The organism is Cloacibacillus sp. An23 (assembly GCF_002159945.1).
Taxonomy (GTDB): Bacteria; Synergistota; Synergistia; order Synergistales; family Synergistaceae; genus Caccocola.
Map to the genome: position 1 here is coordinate 22,679 of NZ_NFJQ01000003.1, position 14,483 is coordinate 37,161.

14 protein-coding genes are annotated in these 14,483 nt (G+C 58.5%); 2 read left to right on the forward strand and 12 right to left on the reverse strand.

Annotated features, from left to right (window positions below; all coding sequences use genetic code 11):
- Nucleotides 1-137: 137 nt before the first annotated feature.
- From B5F39_RS03350 to B5F39_RS03410, 12 genes are all read right to left on the reverse strand, one after another.
- On the reverse strand, nt 138-1,406 hold the full coding sequence (locus tag B5F39_RS03350) for an amino acid permease (protein WP_087363883.1): 1,269 nt from the start codon (nt 1,404-1,406) through the stop codon (nt 138-140).
- Nucleotides 1,407-1,629: 223 nt separating this feature from the next.
- A complete protein-coding gene (locus tag B5F39_RS03355) occupies nt 1,630-2,313 on the reverse strand; it encodes a carboxymuconolactone decarboxylase family protein (RefSeq protein ID WP_087363886.1) in 684 nt (227 codons plus the stop codon).
- Between the two features lie 16 nt (nt 2,314-2,329).
- Nucleotides 2,330-3,367 carry an aldo/keto reductase gene (locus B5F39_RS03360; RefSeq protein WP_087363889.1) on the reverse strand — a complete coding sequence of 346 codons (1,038 nt, stop codon included), beginning with the start codon at nt 3,365-3,367 and terminating at the stop codon, nt 2,330-2,332.
- A gap of 26 nt (nt 3,368-3,393) precedes the next feature.
- Complete coding sequence (locus B5F39_RS03365) at nt 3,394-3,933, reverse strand: flavodoxin family protein (protein ID WP_087363892.1); 540 nt, start codon at nt 3,931-3,933, stop codon at nt 3,394-3,396.
- A 261-nt stretch (nt 3,934-4,194) separates the two neighbouring features.
- Complete coding sequence (locus B5F39_RS03370) at nt 4,195-5,505, reverse strand: Na+/H+ antiporter NhaC family protein (protein ID WP_087363895.1); 1,311 nt, start codon at nt 5,503-5,505, stop codon at nt 4,195-4,197.
- Nucleotides 5,506-6,024: 519 nt separating this feature from the next.
- Complete coding sequence (locus tag B5F39_RS03380) at nt 6,025-7,770, reverse strand: NADH-dependent [FeFe] hydrogenase, group A6 (protein WP_087363901.1); 1,746 nt, start codon at nt 7,768-7,770, stop codon at nt 6,025-6,027.
- 31 nt (nt 7,771-7,801) lie between these two features.
- Nucleotides 7,802-9,592: an NADH-quinone oxidoreductase subunit NuoF gene (gene nuoF, locus B5F39_RS03385; RefSeq protein WP_087363903.1), complete on the reverse strand. Its 1,791-nt coding sequence runs from the start codon at nt 9,590-9,592 to the stop codon at nt 7,802-7,804.
- Nucleotides 9,593-9,616: 24 nt separating this feature from the next.
- Nucleotides 9,617-9,997 (reverse strand): (2Fe-2S) ferredoxin domain-containing protein, encoded by a 381-nt coding sequence (locus tag B5F39_RS03390; RefSeq protein WP_087363906.1) that lies wholly within the window; start codon nt 9,995-9,997, stop codon nt 9,617-9,619.
- Nucleotides 9,998-10,017: 20 nt separating this feature from the next.
- Nucleotides 10,018-10,491, reverse strand: coding sequence for an NADH-quinone oxidoreductase subunit NuoE (gene nuoE, locus B5F39_RS03395; RefSeq protein WP_087363909.1), 474 nt, complete (start codon nt 10,489-10,491; stop codon nt 10,018-10,020).
- Nucleotides 10,492-10,753: 262 nt separating this feature from the next.
- Entirely contained in the window at nt 10,754-11,152 is a 399-nt protein-coding gene (locus B5F39_RS03400; protein WP_087363912.1) for a hypothetical protein, read from the reverse strand.
- Nucleotides 11,153-11,204: 52 nt separating this feature from the next.
- Complete coding sequence (locus B5F39_RS03405) at nt 11,205-11,753, reverse strand: phosphoribosyltransferase family protein (RefSeq protein ID WP_087363915.1); 549 nt, start codon at nt 11,751-11,753, stop codon at nt 11,205-11,207.
- A 15-nt stretch (nt 11,754-11,768) separates the two neighbouring features.
- Nucleotides 11,769-12,881, reverse strand: coding sequence for a guanine permease (locus tag B5F39_RS03410; RefSeq protein WP_087363918.1), 1,113 nt, complete (start codon nt 12,879-12,881; stop codon nt 11,769-11,771).
- 365 nt (nt 12,882-13,246) lie between these two features.
- Between B5F39_RS03410 and B5F39_RS03415 the strand changes: the two genes are divergently transcribed.
- Both B5F39_RS03415 and B5F39_RS03420 read left to right on the forward strand, forming a co-directional pair.
- Entirely contained in the window at nt 13,247-13,705 is a 459-nt protein-coding gene (locus tag B5F39_RS03415; RefSeq protein WP_087363922.1) for a MarR family transcriptional regulator, read from the forward strand.
- Nucleotides 13,706-13,738: 33 nt separating this feature from the next.
- A complete protein-coding gene (locus B5F39_RS03420) occupies nt 13,739-14,467 on the forward strand; it encodes an L-2-amino-thiazoline-4-carboxylic acid hydrolase (RefSeq protein WP_087363925.1) in 729 nt (242 codons plus the stop codon).
- Nucleotides 14,468-14,483 lie beyond the last annotated feature (16 nt).

A 14,483-nucleotide genomic window follows, 5' to 3' on the forward strand; every position in this document is an offset into this window, starting at 1 on the left:
GAAGAAACACATCCGGCTCTGCCGTCGTTCCTTCGCGCTTGACGCAGTGCGCTGTTCCGTATGAGCGGACATAAAAATCGCCTTTGAGCACGGCGTCAGAGCGCGGCATGACGGCGGGGCCGTCTTCCCTCACTATATTACGCAGAGCCGCCGCGCCGGACAAACTCCCGTCTGTACCTGACGACGAAGAACAGCGCAACGGCCAGCGGGAATAGCATGTAGCGGCCGGAGCAGGCGAAGACGGAGAACGAGAGCGCGCCTGAGAGCAGGCCGCATATTTTGCCGCTTTTCGTATCGAGCACGCGCGCGGCGGCGAACATGCCTATCGTGTAGACGAGCAGGAAGGTCGCGCTCGGCAGCCCCATCAGCGGCTTCAGGTCGAGCGCGAGGGCCCAGCTCACGAAAAGCAGCGAGAGGTTCACCGGCACGAAGAAGCGCAGCGCGCGGTAGGGCGTCTTGTATACGGGGTGGAGCTCGCCGAAGCGCGCGGGGAAGTAGCCCTCGCGCGCCTGAGCGTAGAAGAGGCGCGAGAAGCCCGCCGTGTAGGTGTGGACGGGGCAGTAGCATATCACGAAGCCCAGCATCCCGACGGCCGCGGCGGCTCCCTCGCCCCACCGCGCGCGTATCAGCGTTATCATCGCAGCGTTAGCCCCGCTCCGGTACACGCCGCTGCCGACTATGACGAAGGCGACGGCGAGATAGACGGCGTTCACCGCGGCGAAAGCCGCGCCGAGGCTCAGCGGGAGGTCGCGTCTCGGGTCGCGGAACTCCTCGGCGAGGTGGCCTATCATCTCCCAGCCGAGAAAGGCGAAGAAAAGCAGCGACATTATGTGAGCCGCCGCGCCCCAGCCGTCCGGCGCGAATGGGACGAAATTCTCCGCGCGCACCGAGCCGAGCGACGAGACGACGGCGAACATGAGCACCGCGAGTATCGCGCCGACGACCGCGAGCTGCGTCCTGCCGGAAATCTCTATCCCGCGCATGTTCAGCGCGATCGCGAAAAGTATCATGACTCCCGCCGCAGCGTGGGCCGCGCCCGCCCCCCAGCCGAAGACGCCACATAGATAGTGCGCGCCTATGAGCGCCGTCGCCGGCATCCCTACGGGCATCGCCGTGAATATCAGGAAGCCCGTCAGCCGCCCCATGCCGGAGCCGAACGCCTGCTGAGCGTAGGCCGCGATGCCGCCCGAGTTCGGGAAGCGCGAGGACATCTGCGCTATCGCGGCGAGCATCGGCAGAGTGAAAAGCCCCATCAGCCCCCACGCCGCGAGCGACGCGGGGCCCGCCGCCTCGGCGGCGACCGCCGGCAGCGCGAGAATACCCGCGCCGATGACCGCGCCTATCGTCATCGCCGTGCCCTGTAGCCACGTTATTTCCCTTTTGAGCTTTTCACGTCCGTTTTCCATATCAGTTCACGGGAATAGTATATAACAGCGCCCGCGCGGTTCAAAGCGCGGGCACGGAGAAAAGAGGCGCGCGCCGGTATGCAGCGTTGGTTTTACCGCGCTTGACTTCGGGTATGACGCGGCACGACGGAATAAACGTATTTTCAAATTACTGCATAAAGCCCGGAAAAATAAGCGAGCGGCCCGCATGGGGCCGCCTGTGAAAAATCTATACGCGCCGGCGTTATTCCGCCGCTTTGTTGACGCAGGCTATCGCGTTGAGGCTGCGCGGATAGCCGATGTAGGGCAGGCACTGCGAGACTACTTTTATCAGAAACGCTTTGTCGTTGCCAATGTTCATGTTGCCCTTCGCGTGCGCGGTGAGCTGCGGCTCGCATCCTCCCTGCGCCATGAGGAAGCAGAAGGTTATCATCTCGCGCTGGGCGAGCGTCAGCCCGGTGCGCGTGTAATAGTCGCCGAAGCAGTTCGCGGCGAGCCAGCGGTTGACGTGGCCGTTCTTCCATACCTCGCGCATCTGCGCGCCGAATATCTCGGCCTGCGCCTCTACGCCTTTTTCGAGACGGTCGCCGAAAGTCGTCGTAGCCTTGCCGCTCGCTGGCAGCTCTATGCCGCGGTCCGTGAATATCTCGTTCGTCGCGCGCAGGAAGGGCCACATGCGCCCCATGCCGAGGTAGTCCACCGACTGATATACGGTCTCCTTCACGGCCTCGGGGCGCAGCCCGTCGTCGAGCGCCCTCGGCAGTATCTCTTTATAGGCGTCGAGCCCCTGGCATCCTATGAGCGCCGCGAGCACGGCGAGCCAGCGCGTAGGCGCGTCGAGAGTCTGCCCCTCTTCGTTCGGGACTTCTTCAAAGGCGAAATGTTCGAATCTTTCCATAAACTCTGGGTCTGTCTCACGGTAATCCATAATTTTCGTCCTCCTTTTAGAGTTTCTGGTCTCCGGCGGACCAGACGTGCTTTTCGCCCGAGGCCGCCGGGGTGTTCTGCGCCATTACGCCGGCGAGCTTGTGCGGCGTGTAGAGCTCTTCGAGATAGCGCGTCTCGTCAGCGTCGAGCGTCAGCTCCGCGGCGCGCGCCATCGCCTCTATCTGCTCTTTCTTCGTCGCGCCGGCGACGGGAGCGGCGACCTTGGTCAGAAGCCACGCGAGCGAAATTTCCGTCATCGACGCGCCGCGCTTGTCCGCGAGCTCCGCTACACGCTCGATTATACGCGCGTCCTGCGCCGCCGCCGCGTCGTACTTGAATTTAGCGTATTCGTCCTCGCGCAGCCGCTTCGTGCTCTCTCCCGGGCGGCGCGAGAGCCGTCCGCTCGCGAGCGGGCTGTAGGGCGTCATCGCGATGTTTTCCTCGGCGCAGAACGGGGCCATCTCGCGCTCCTCCTCGCGGAAAACGAGGTTGTAGTGGTTCTGTACGGAGACGAACTGCGCGAAACCCTCGCGCTCCGCGAGCCCGTTGGCCTTCGCAAGCTGCCACGCGAAGCAGTTGGCTATGCCTATGCAGCGCGCCTTGCCCGCGCGCACCGCGTCGTTCAGCCCTTCCATAATTTCGGCCAGCGGCGTGCGGTAGTCCCACATGTGGTAGATGTACAGGTCCACGTGGTCCATGCCGAGGTTTTGCAGGCTCTTGTCGAGCGAGCGGCGGATATGCTCGCGCCCGGAGACGCCGGAGGCTATATCCTCGTCGGTACGCGGCAGGAACTTCGTCGCGACCACGACGTCCTCGCGCTTTGCGAAATCGCGCAGCGCGCGCCCGAGATACTGCTCGCTCGTGCCGCTCTGGTAGGCTATCGCGGTGTCGAAGAAATTCACGCCGAGGTCGAGCGCGCGGCGGATTACCTCGCGCGAATGTTCCTCGTCTATCGTCCAGCTGTGCTGCCCGCGCGAAGCGTCGCCGAAGCCCATGCAGCCGAGGCAGATGCGCGATACGTTAAGGTCTGATTTTCCGAGTTTTATATATTTCATCGATTTTCCCTCTGTCGAAGTAAATGTCATATAGATTTGCCGAGTTCGTAAGCGCGGCGCATGAAGGGCGAGCGCGAGGTCATTGAAACCGTGCCGCAGCCCGTCGCAAGAATCATGCCGCGGTCCTTGAAGCGCAGGTAGCGGCAGAGCTTTTTGTAATGCGCCGCTATTTCGTCCATCATGTCCGCGTTATCGTCCCACGCCGCCGTTATCAGCGCCGTGTGCAGCCCCTTCGCGGCGAGCGCGCCGTTGAAGGCGTAGAAGCGGTCTATCACCGCCTTGAGCTGCGCAGAAAAGCCGAAATAATAGAGCGGCGTGACGAAAACCGTCATATCGCTCGAAAGTATCAGCCTCCGCAGCTCCGTCATGCCGTCGTCCAGCGCGCACGGCCCGCTCATGCCGCAGTAATTGCAGCCCGCGCACGGCGAGATTCCCGCGTGGCCCGCGTCGAATACGCCGGTTTTATGCCCCTTCTCCCGCGCGCCGTCCGCGAACCGCTCCGCGAGCAGATTCGACGAACTTTCGCCGCGCGCGTGCGGGCTGCTCTCTATTATTAAAATATCCAACCATCCCGCCTCCCGTGTCGGTTCCCTCTATTCAGGCGGTTTTCGCGCCGGCCCGCGCGTATCTGCCGTATCGCGCTTTCTCGCCGCCTTTTACTTTCTTCCGCGGATATTATCGTCCGCCGCAAATCGCGCGGCAAATACTTTCGGTTTATGATTTCACGATGCTTTAAGGGCATAGAGCCGGCGGCGCGAAGGCACAAAAAGCGCGCGCCGGAGCGTATCCGGCGCGCGTCTCTGCGTTTGATGTGGTTTCTGCGGGCTTTAGTATATCAGCAGCGCGCCTATCATCGCGGCTACGAATATCGGGATGTTGTAGTGCAGGAAGGTCGGAACGCAAGTATCCCAGATATGGCTGTGCTGTCCGTCGGCGTTGAGGCCCGAGGTCGGCCCGAGCGTCGAGTCAGACGCTGGAGAGCCCGCGTCGCCGAGCGCCGCAGCCGCGGCGATGAGGCAGACCGTCGCGCCGGCGGAGAAGCCGAGCTGCGCCGAGAGCGGGCAGTAAATAGCGGCTATTACTGGAATGGTGCCGAAAGAGGTGCCTATCCCGAGCGTCACGAGAAGGCCGACCGTCAGCATGAAGAACGCGCCCCAGAAGCGGCTGCCGCCGACGAGGCCGACGACGCTGGAGACGAGCGCGTCCACCGAGCGCGTTTCGCGCAGCACGTTGCCGTAGCCGGCGGCTATCAGCATGACGAAGGCGATGAGCCCCATGATCCGCAGACCGTCCATAAACGCGCCGTCCACGTCCTTCCATTTAAGAGTCCTCGTGGCGATCATGACGGATAGCGCCGCCAGCGCTCCTAGCGGCAGCGAGGCGGAGGCGAGCTGCACGCCGAAGGCGGCGAGGACGGCGATGAAGGCGAGCGCGTGCTTCGTCTCAAACTTTTCCTCGCAGGATTCGTCATGAGAGGCGCCCATCACGGGAAGATTTTCATAGGAGCGCGGCTTCGCGTAGCTCAGGTGCAGCGCGGCCAGCAGCCCGGCCGCCATGCCGAGGCCGATTATCCACGTAAAGCGGAAGACGGAGCAGGCCGCGACCTCCATGCCGTTGCGCCCCATCTCGCTCGAGATTATGCCCTGAAATATGAGGCCGAAGCCGACGGGCAGAGTGATGTACGGCGCTTTGAGGCCGAAGGTCAGCGCGCATGCTGCCGCGCGGCGGTCTATCCGAAGCTCGTTGAAGAGCGGAAGGAGCGGCGGTATCAGTATCGGGATGAACGCGATGTGGACCGGTATGAGGTTCTGGGACATGCAGGATATCGCCGTAATAAGATAGAGCAGCACGAACCTGCGCCCCTTCACCAGCCGCGAGATTTTTTTACAGGCGATGTCGGCGAGTCCGGTGCGCCCTATCGCGGCGGCGAAGGTTCCGAGCAGAAAATAGGAGAGCGCCGTCTCCGAGTTGCCGCCCATGCCGGCGATGAGCGTGGACATAGTGTCGTTGATTCCCATTCCCGCGCTTAGCCCGGCGGTCAGCGCGGCGGCGAGCAGAGCGAGCACGATGCTCAGGTTGCAAAGACACAGAACCGACATCACCACGACGGAAATAACGACAGGATTAGTCAGAACCATTACGTATGACCCCCTAACGGATATTTATTATTTATATTGAAGCAGTATGGATAATATAGCACTGTTTTATGAAAAGCATATAAAAAACACATAAATGCTCTTTTTATGATTTTTTTGTTTTCATAAGGTCGTCGTATATAAATATTTTGAGCGTAAACGGTTATATTTTTAAGATGTATATATTTTGTTTAAATCTGCGAAACGGTGCGGTAAGATATAAAATGTTCCGCACCGGGCGTCCGGCCGCCTGCGCCGTATAGACGCAATGCACGGTATCGCGCTTCGCTTTGTCCGGCCCCGGCGGATTAAAATCACGTTGAATTTTGGAAAGTACGGTATGCAGCGGCGCATTAGGCTGCGGACGGCGAAGCGTGCCGCTTTTCTGCTGCAGCCGTACGGCCCGCGGCGCCGGCTCACATGGCAGATTGCGCCCGGAGGCTGCGCGTTTTACGCCGGCAAAAAACGGGAGAGGCTGCGCCTCTCCCGTCCGTTTTGCGTAGTTTTCCGCTTCGCGCGGATTTAGAACTCTCTCGGCTGGGCTTTGTAGTGCGTGTGGAGAAGGTGGTGCGCCTTCTCTCCGAGCGGCTTGCCGAGCCAGTTTTCGTAGAGCGCGATGATGTCGGGGTTCTTGTGCGACTGCCGCAGCGTCTTGAGCTCGTCTACGCTGTAGAGGGCCGCCGTGCGCGCCGCGCGGATTTCCGCGTTGACGGGCTGCGGCTGGCCGCCGCCTCCGATGCATCCGCCGGGGCAGGCCATGACTTCGATGAAGTGGTAATCCGCTTCGCCGGCGCGTACTTTGTCCATAAGTATCTTGGCGTTTTTGAGCGTGTGGGCGACGGCTATCTTGACCGTCACGGTTTTGCCGCCGACGGGCACGTCGAGCGAGGCTTCTTTGATGCCTTCCATGCCGCGCACGGGCTGGAAGATTATGCCGGGGATGTCGTCGCCGTCGTTGAGTACGGCGTAGACGGTGCGCAGAGCCGCTTCCATGACGCCGCCCGTGACTCCGAATATCGCGCCGGCTCCCGTCGAGGTGCCGAGCGGGCTGTCGTAGTCTTCTTCTGGCAGGTTCTTGAAGTCGATTCCCGCGTTTTTGATCATGCGCGCAAGCTCGCGAGTCGTGAGCACTGTGTCGACGTCGGGTATGCCCGGGTTGCTCTGGAGCTGCGGGCGGACGCATTCGGCCTTTTTCGCGGTGCAAGGCATGATGGATACGCTGTAGATGTCCTCGACCGGGATGTTCTGCGTCTCGGGCCAGTAGGTTTTGGCGAGCGCGCCGAACATTCCCTGCGGCGACTTCGCGGTGGAGAGGTGCGGCAGGAGGTCTGGGTATTTGATTTCGATGAAGTTGATCCAGCCCGGCGAGCAGGAGGTTATCATCGGCAGGACGCCGCCGTTCGTCACGCGGTCGAGGAATTCGTGTCCCTCTTCCATTATCGTGAGGTCGGCTGAGAAGTCCGTGTCGAATACCTTGTCGAAGCCGAGGCGGCGCAGAGCCGCGACCATCTTGCCTGTGACGACCTCGCCCGCGGGCAGGCCGAGGGCTTCGCCGAGCGCGACGCGCACGGCGGGGGCGGTCTGGACTATCGTGTATTTCTTCGGGTCGGCGAGGGCCGCGAAGACTTTTTCCGTGTCGTCGCGCTCGCATATCGCGGCGGTCGGGCATACCGCGGCGCACTGTCCGCAGTAGGTGCAGGCGACCTGGTCGAGGCCGAGGTTGAATGCCGGGCCGACGATGGTCTTAAATCCGCGGTTGATGTATCCGTAGACGTCGAGCCCCTGGCGTTCGTGGCAGGCTCTTATGCAGCGCCCGCAGAGTATGCACTTGTTGGGGTCGCGCACGAGGCTAGGGTTGTTTTCGTCCTTCTGGGACGAGCGCTTTTCGCCGGTGTAGGGCACTTCGCGCACTCCGAGGTCCGCCGCGGTCTGCTGAAGCTCGCAGTCCTGGTTCTTCTGGCAGAAGAGGCAGTCCTGCGGATGGTTCGCGAGCAGCAGCTCGACGACCGCCTTGCGCGTCTCGCGCACCTTGGGCGTGTTGGTGTGTACGACCATGCCGTCGGCGACGGGATAGACGCAGGCCGCGCCGAGGCCGCGCCCGCCGACTATCTCGACGACGCAAACGCGGCACGCGCCCTCTTTGGCGAGCTCGGGATGATAGCAGAGCTGAGGGATGCGTATTCCGGCTTTGGCAGCGGCCTCGATTACGGTGAAATCCGATGGCACTTCTACTGTTTTGCCGTCTATTGTAACCTTAACGAGTTCCATGTGTGTTTTACTCCCCTTCCGTTAGCCGAAATTAGCCGCGCACGATCGCCTTGAACGGGCACTTCGTGATGCACGCGCCGCACTTGATGCACTTCGCCTGGTCGATGACGAATTTCTTCTTCGGTTCGCCGCTGATGGCGTCGACCGGGCAGTTCTTCGCGCAGAGGCTGCATCCCTTGCAGGCGTCCGTTATCCTGTAGCTCAGCAGGTGGTGGCACTGGCCCGCGGGGCATCTCTTTTCCTTGATGTGCGCCTCGTATTCGTCGCGGAAGTAGCGCAGCGTGGAAAGTATCGGGTTCGGCGCGGTCTGTCCGAGCGCGCAGAGGGCTCCGGCCTTGATGGAGGCGGCGAGCTTTTCAAGCTTTTCGATGTCGCCTTCCTCGCCTTTGCCGTTCGTTATTTTTTCGAGGATTTCGAGCATGCGCTTCGTACCCTCGCGGCACGGCGTGCATTTACCGCAGGATTCCGACTGTGTGAAGTTGAGGAAGAATTTCGCGACGTCAACCATGCAGGTGTCCTCGTCCATGACGACGAGTCCGCCCGAGCCCATCATGGCTCCGGCCGCGATGAGCGAGTCGTAGTCTATCGGGGTGTCGAGGAGCTGCTCCGGCATACATCCGCCGGAGGGGCCGCCTATCTGCACGGCCTTGAACTTCTTGCCGCCGATGATGCCTCCGCCGATGTCGAAGATTATCTCGCGCATCGTGATGCCCATCGGGACTTCGGCGAGGCCCGTGTTGTTTATCTTGCCGGTGAGCGCGAAGACCTTCGTGCCCTTGGATTTCTCAGTCCCGAGCTTCGCGTATTCTTCCGCTCCGACGCGGAAGATGTAGGGGACGTTGGCGAAGGTCTCGACGTTGTTGATGTTCGACGGTTTGCCCCAGAGACCCTTGACCGCCGGGAAAGGAGGACGCGGGCGCGGCATTCCGCGGCGTCCTTCGATAGAGGCCATGAGCGCCGTTTCTTCGCCGCAGACGAAGGCTCCGGCGCCTTCCTTGATGTGGATGTGGCAGCTGAAGTTCGAGCCGAGTATGTTCTCTCCGAGCAGTCCGGCCTCCTCGGCCTGGGCGATGGCCGTCTTCAGGCGCTTTATCGCGAGCGGGTATTCGGCACGGCAGTAGATGTAGCCTTCGTCGGCCCCTATCGCGTATGCTCCGATGAGCATTCCTTCGAGTATCGCGTGCGGGTCGCCTTCAAGCAGCGAGCGGTCCATGAACGCGCCCGGGTCGCCTTCGTCGGCGTTGCAGATGATGTATTTTTTCGGGCCGGGCGATTTCTGGCAGAAGCCCCACTTGAGCCCGGTCGGGAATCCGCCGCCGCCGCGTCCGCGCAGGCCGGTCTTTTTCATTTCTTCGACGACCTGCTCCGGCGTCATGGTCAGAAGAACCTTCGCGAGCCCTTCGTAGCCGTCCGCGCCTATGTATTCCTCAAGCGAATCTGGGTTGATGTGTCCGCAGTTCTTGAGGACGAGGCGGTGCTGCTTTTTATAGAAATCTATGTCTGCGTAATCGGGGACGCGCTGCGCCGTGAGCGGCTCTTTGAATAGCAGGCGGTTGACGATGCGTCCCTTGATAAGATGTTCTTCGACTATTTCCGGCACGTCCTCTTCGTGGACGTGAGTGTAGAAAGTCCCTTCCGGGTAGATGATGACGAGCGGCCCCTGCTCGCAGAAGCCCTGGCAGCCGGTCTCGACTATCTTTACTTCCTTCTCGAGCCCGGACTTTTTAAGTTCTTCGTCGAGCTTGGCGATGACCTTCCTTGAGCCGGAGGCTACGCAGCCCGTTCCGGTGCATACCAGTACGTGCGCCCTTACGAGAGCCATTATAAGTCTCCTCCCTTCGGCCTGTTACGCCTGCTTGTTCGGGATCTTGGCGACGACAAGATCCTCGACGACCACGCCGTTGATGAGATGGTCGGCGATTATGCGCGGAACGTCCGTCGGCTTGACCGGGCCGTAGGTGACCCTGTCTTCGCCGGGGCGCACCACGTCGAGGAGCGGCTCCTTCTGGCACATGCCTATGCAGCCCGTCTGGAGGACGGCGACGTCGTGAATGTTGCGCTTCGCGAGCTCTTCGAGGACCGCCTTCATCACCTCGCGCGCTCCGGCCGCGATGCCGCACGTGCCCATGCCTATGATTATCTGCTTTTCGTTGAGTTTTCTGGCCTCGGTGTGCTCCTTGGCCTGCGCCTTTATCCTGCGGAGATCTTCAAGACTCTTGATTGCCATGTTCAGTTCCTCCCGTCGGCCTACGCGTACTTGTCGAGGATCGGCCCGACCGATTCCGGCGTGAGCCTTCCGTGAGTGTCGTCGTTGATCATGAAAACCGGAGCCAGTCCGCACGCGCCTATGCATGCGACCGTCTCAAGCGTGAACTTGAGATCCGGGGTAGTGGTCTGCCCTTCCTTAAGGCCGAGCTTGTCCTGCACTGCCTTGAGGACCGCCTTCGCCCCGCGCACGTGGCAAGCGGTGCCCTGGCACGACCGGATGATGTTTCTTCCGCGCGGCTCGAGATGGAACTGTGCATAAAAAGTTACAACGCCGTAAATCTGGCTGATCGGCACGTCAAGCTTGTTGCTGATTTCAATCAGCACGTCCTTCGGCAGATAGCCGAAAATTTCCTGCGCCTGCTGAAGCACAGGAATGACGCTTCCCTGAGTGCCGCGGTATTTGTCGAGGAGCGCACTAAGCCGCTCCCACTGCTCCGACGCTTTCTCCACCATAAAACGCACCCTCCTTGTCGTTTTCCGCGGGCCCTCCCGCCCGAAGAAAAAATGTAACCCCTCAGCGGTTACAGTTATGACTTTTCATTGCCGTCCGGCGCGGCCTTTCCTACGGGACGTACCGCCCGGCTGAAAGCGCCGCGTTCGCGGCACTTGAGAAAAAGTACACAAAGCAAAATTATTATATATCTTGATATAGAGTTGCCGCAACAATTTTTTTGTTCGGCGCGAGCGTAAAAACCGGTTTTGTTCATTTTTGTTTTTAGATATGGAACAAAGCGCGAAAGAAAAATAAAACGCGCGCGCCGAAAATTCCCAAAACCGAGCGAAAAAGAGAAATTTTCGAAATTTCCGAAAGACGGGCGAAAACAGGGGGTGGACGCGCCTGCCGCGAGCCGGACCGCGTGCCCGGCGGGTTTGCGTTTGCGCGCAGCGGGCCGGATGCGTTTTCAGTGAAGCCGGGACGGCGCGGCGGCCCGCGCCGCGAGCACGCCGTGCGGTGGAAACGCGCCGCTTGCGGGAAACACTTCTGCGTGCCGCAAGCGGCCGGGGCGAGGCGTGCGTTTATGAAGAAGCGCGGGAAAATCCGCGTCGTATGTTTTTTACGCTGTCCCTCACGTGGAGCGAAAACTGCGGCGGCGCGGCCGCGTAACGCGCGCATACGAAAAAAGGCCGCGCAAGCGCGCGGCCCCGTGCGTTCTGTGAAAGCTCCGCTAGTCCTTGAAGACCGGCAGCCTGTCGAGATAGATCAGGTCCTTCCCGTCGTAGCCGCCCTCCTCGAGAAGCACGGCTACCTTGCTGACGACTGTGCAGCCGGTCTTCGCGAGCACGGCCTCGAGCGAATGCAGCGAACCGCCCGTCGAGACCACGTCGTCAACGACGCAGACGCGTTTGCCGTCGAGCTTCGCCGCGTCGGTCTCGTCGATGACGATTATCTGTTTCTCCGAAGTCGTTATAGATTTCGTCTCCTCTACGATAGGATGCTCCATATAAGCCTTCACTGACTTGCGCGCGACGACGTAGTCAACGCCCATACGCACGGCCAGCGCGTGCGTCAGCGGGATGCCCTTCGCCTCGGGGCAGACGAGCATGTCTATCTGTCCCAGCGCCCTGATCTTTTCGAGAAGCGCGTCCGCCGTCCTCTCGATGAGCTGCGTGTCCCCGAGCATGACGAACGACGCGATAGTGAGATGCGGCGCGACGCGCACCTTCTTCAGCTCGCGCGTGAGGCCGCAGATGTTAAGAGTATAGTGTTCAGACATTTTACGATTCCTCCGTTAAAGTCCCAGCAGTATTTTGATCGCGACGCCGGCCAGCAGCCCGTAGAACGGATTCCAGCGCGCCGTCGCGATTACCGTAGCGCCTATCACCATGCCCCACGGCGAAAAGCCGAAAGGCCCCTGCGCCGCCGGAGCGCTCGCGATAGCCGCCTGAATGTTCGAGATGAACGTCACGAAAACGCCGAGCACGAAAAGGAAACCCGCGATGGACGAGCTGTGCAGGTAGCGCCCCATGACCGGAAGCAGCTTGAGGAACAGGATGGCCGCCATCATCAGCATCATCAGCACGGAAGCGCCGACCGGATGCGGAGCCGTCGCCGTACCGGATATTATAGCCTCGACCGGGCCGCCGCCGAAAAACGAGGAAACCATGTCCGCGAGCGAGGAATATATCGCGAGATGGTCGATGTTCGCGTCAACGCCCGCGATGCTGCCCGTCACCTTGCCGAAGCTGATGTTCGCGCCGATGTTGAGGCACATGAGGCCGAGGCCGCCAGCGATTATCTTCGGATGCTTCCATATCTTCCACTCGATATTGCCGGTCGTCAGCTTCTCGTTCGACATGTCGAAGTTGATATGCTGCTGCTCGACCTTGCCCATCTTTTTGAGGATGTTGAACGCGGCGGTCGCCACTATGACGGATATTATCACCGTCTTCGCGAGGTCGAGCGTGATGAACCACACGGCGAGCGCGGAAATCATCGATACGCCGCCCGAGAGCCTCTCCGACTCGAAAAGGTCTACAGAAAGATAGGCCAGCATGACGCCGACGCCCGCCATCATCGAGGTGACTATCGTCGGGCCGACGATATCCACTATCTTTTCGTTGAGGCCGAGCAGCGACGGAACAAGGACGAACACGCCGCCCCAGAACACCGTGCTGAGACGCTCGCGCCGCGACTGCGCGATCTTCCCAGTGACCGCTATCGTCTCGGCCTGGAACGAGACCGTAGCCACCGAGTCGAAAGCGAACGACCCCGCCGCGCCGACAAGAAACGCAAGCGCCGTCGGGAACGCGGCGAAGCCCAGCGAAAGAGCGAGAAGCCCCTGCGGAACGCCGTTGAGCACAACCGCAATCGCAGCAAGCAGGTCTGTCATATACGCATCCATTAAAAGTTTCCTCCCACAAAAATTAATTCAACAACCTATCGAAAGTACTCCACACGGATGGTTTTGTCAAGAATGTAAATGAACATATATGTGTAATGAATAATTTATGTTAACATACAGCTCTAAAAAAAGAAAACATTTCAATTATATTTATTATAATAAAGATAGGATATATTTTTTATTTATTACGCAACAATAATTATATAAAATGCTATATAATAAAAGTATTTAATTAATATATTGCATAAAAGGTTGTTAGATAAAATATGTAACAACCTTAATAAAATCTCAATATTAACTGGATTGACACGCAATAAATCGCGTGCTATATTTTTGTTAGCCAGGAAACAAAAAATAAAAATAGGATGAAAATTATGCAAAATTTATATCAAGAAACCGAGGCCATCATTGTTCGCATACTTAACTGCTATACCAACTTGCAGCGGTCGAAGCATGAATACTGTCCAGGAGTCAGCTTATATCCGTCAGAAATACACGCGATAGAGTGTATCGCAACAATTAAGAAAATAAACTTGACAGAACTTGCGAACCAACTTGGTCTGACAAAAGGCGCTACTTCAAAGCTTGTTGCCAAGCTTGAAAAAGAAGGCCTATTACGTAGGTATAGATATGTCGACAACCAAAAAGAAATATATTTCCATTTAACTGATACCGGTATACAGGCCTACAACGGACATAAGCTGTATCACGCGGATATGGCACGTGTTATGGAAGATTATTGCAGTAATGTCCCGGACGAAATTGGATATGAAATCGTAAAATTTTTGAATATATATTTGGAGCAAATGCAAAAACTATCATAAATTCATGAAAATTAGGATTAAGGAGGAATTTCTATGAGTAAAGTTATTTCGTCTGCGTCTCATCATGCTATGTTATTTGCTTTTATTGCGAAGAGGACGATCGACAAGTTCGGAAAGGACGGCGAAAAAGCGGTTACGGACGGAGTGCGCCATTACGGTGAGCAGAGGGGGCACCGCATGGCGCTGCGCACGCTGGCTGACGGAAATCAGCTGGATGTAGAAAATTACCTGATCTATGGAGAATGGAGCGCCGCCCCCGGAGAGATGGATCTTCGTTTCCCGCAGTATTCTCCGGAAGTACGCATGGAAAATCATAAATGTCCGTGGTACACGGAATGGGAGAAGCGCGGGTTGCTGAAATATGGAGCGTATTACTGCAGAGACGTCGATGCATCTCTTGCAAGAGGATATAACGGCATGGAACTCAAGCTCTTAGCGAACAGGACTCTAGGCGACGAACTCTGCGATTTTGTGTTTGCTGGATGCTCCATTCCTGATGAAAGAATGGCGGAATTTGCTGCAAAGAGAGAGAAAATCGGCGATAAAGCGAGAATGCCGTGGGAATATCATATTGGTCATTTGTACAGCGCTATGCGCGAAGTCATCATAAAAGCTTTTGGCGATGAAGGCGATATGGCTGTCCATGAAGCCATGGATGATTATAAAAATGAATACGGACAGGAATCATATGACCTTGTGTTGCAGTATGCCGATATCGATTATAACGCAATGCCCCAATACGAGGGTATAGATAAGAAGTAGTCAATAGGAGGTGTGT

What these genes read in the sequence shown, in the direction of transcription:
- B5F39_RS03415 (WP_087363922.1), top strand. Translation starts at nt 13,247, where the DNA reads ATGAAAATTATGCAAAATTTATATCAAGAAACCGAGGCCATCATTGTT.
- B5F39_RS03420 (WP_087363925.1), top strand. Translation starts at nt 13,739, where the DNA reads ATGAGTAAAGTTATTTCGTCTGCGTCTCATCATGCTATGTTATTTGCT.
- B5F39_RS03370 (WP_087363895.1), bottom strand. Translation starts at nt 5,505, where the DNA reads ATGGTTCTGACTAATCCTGTCGTTATTTCCGTCGTGGTGATGTCGGTT.
- nuoF (WP_087363903.1), bottom strand. Translation starts at nt 9,592, where the DNA reads ATGGCTCTCGTAAGGGCGCACGTACTGGTATGCACCGGAACGGGCTGC.
- B5F39_RS03380 (WP_087363901.1), bottom strand. Translation starts at nt 7,770, where the DNA reads ATGGAACTCGTTAAGGTTACAATAGACGGCAAAACAGTAGAAGTGCCA.
- B5F39_RS03390 (WP_087363906.1), bottom strand. Translation starts at nt 9,997, where the DNA reads ATGGCAATCAAGAGTCTTGAAGATCTCCGCAGGATAAAGGCGCAGGCC.
- B5F39_RS03410 (WP_087363918.1), bottom strand. Translation starts at nt 12,881, where the DNA reads ATGGATGCGTATATGACAGACCTGCTTGCTGCGATTGCGGTTGTGCTC.
- B5F39_RS03405 (WP_087363915.1), bottom strand. Translation starts at nt 11,753, where the DNA reads ATGTCTGAACACTATACTCTTAACATCTGCGGCCTCACGCGCGAGCTG.
- nuoE (WP_087363909.1), bottom strand. Translation starts at nt 10,491, where the DNA reads ATGGTGGAGAAAGCGTCGGAGCAGTGGGAGCGGCTTAGTGCGCTCCTC.
- B5F39_RS03360 (WP_087363889.1), bottom strand. Translation starts at nt 3,367, where the DNA reads ATGAAATATATAAAACTCGGAAAATCAGACCTTAACGTATCGCGCATC.
- B5F39_RS03355 (WP_087363886.1), bottom strand. Translation starts at nt 2,313, where the DNA reads ATGGATTACCGTGAGACAGACCCAGAGTTTATGGAAAGATTCGAACAT.
- B5F39_RS03350 (WP_087363883.1), bottom strand. Translation starts at nt 1,406, where the DNA reads ATGGAAAACGGACGTGAAAAGCTCAAAAGGGAAATAACGTGGCTACAG.
- B5F39_RS03400 (WP_087363912.1), bottom strand. Translation starts at nt 11,152, where the DNA reads ATGCGCGCGTTACGCGGCCGCGCCGCCGCAGTTTTCGCTCCACGTGAG.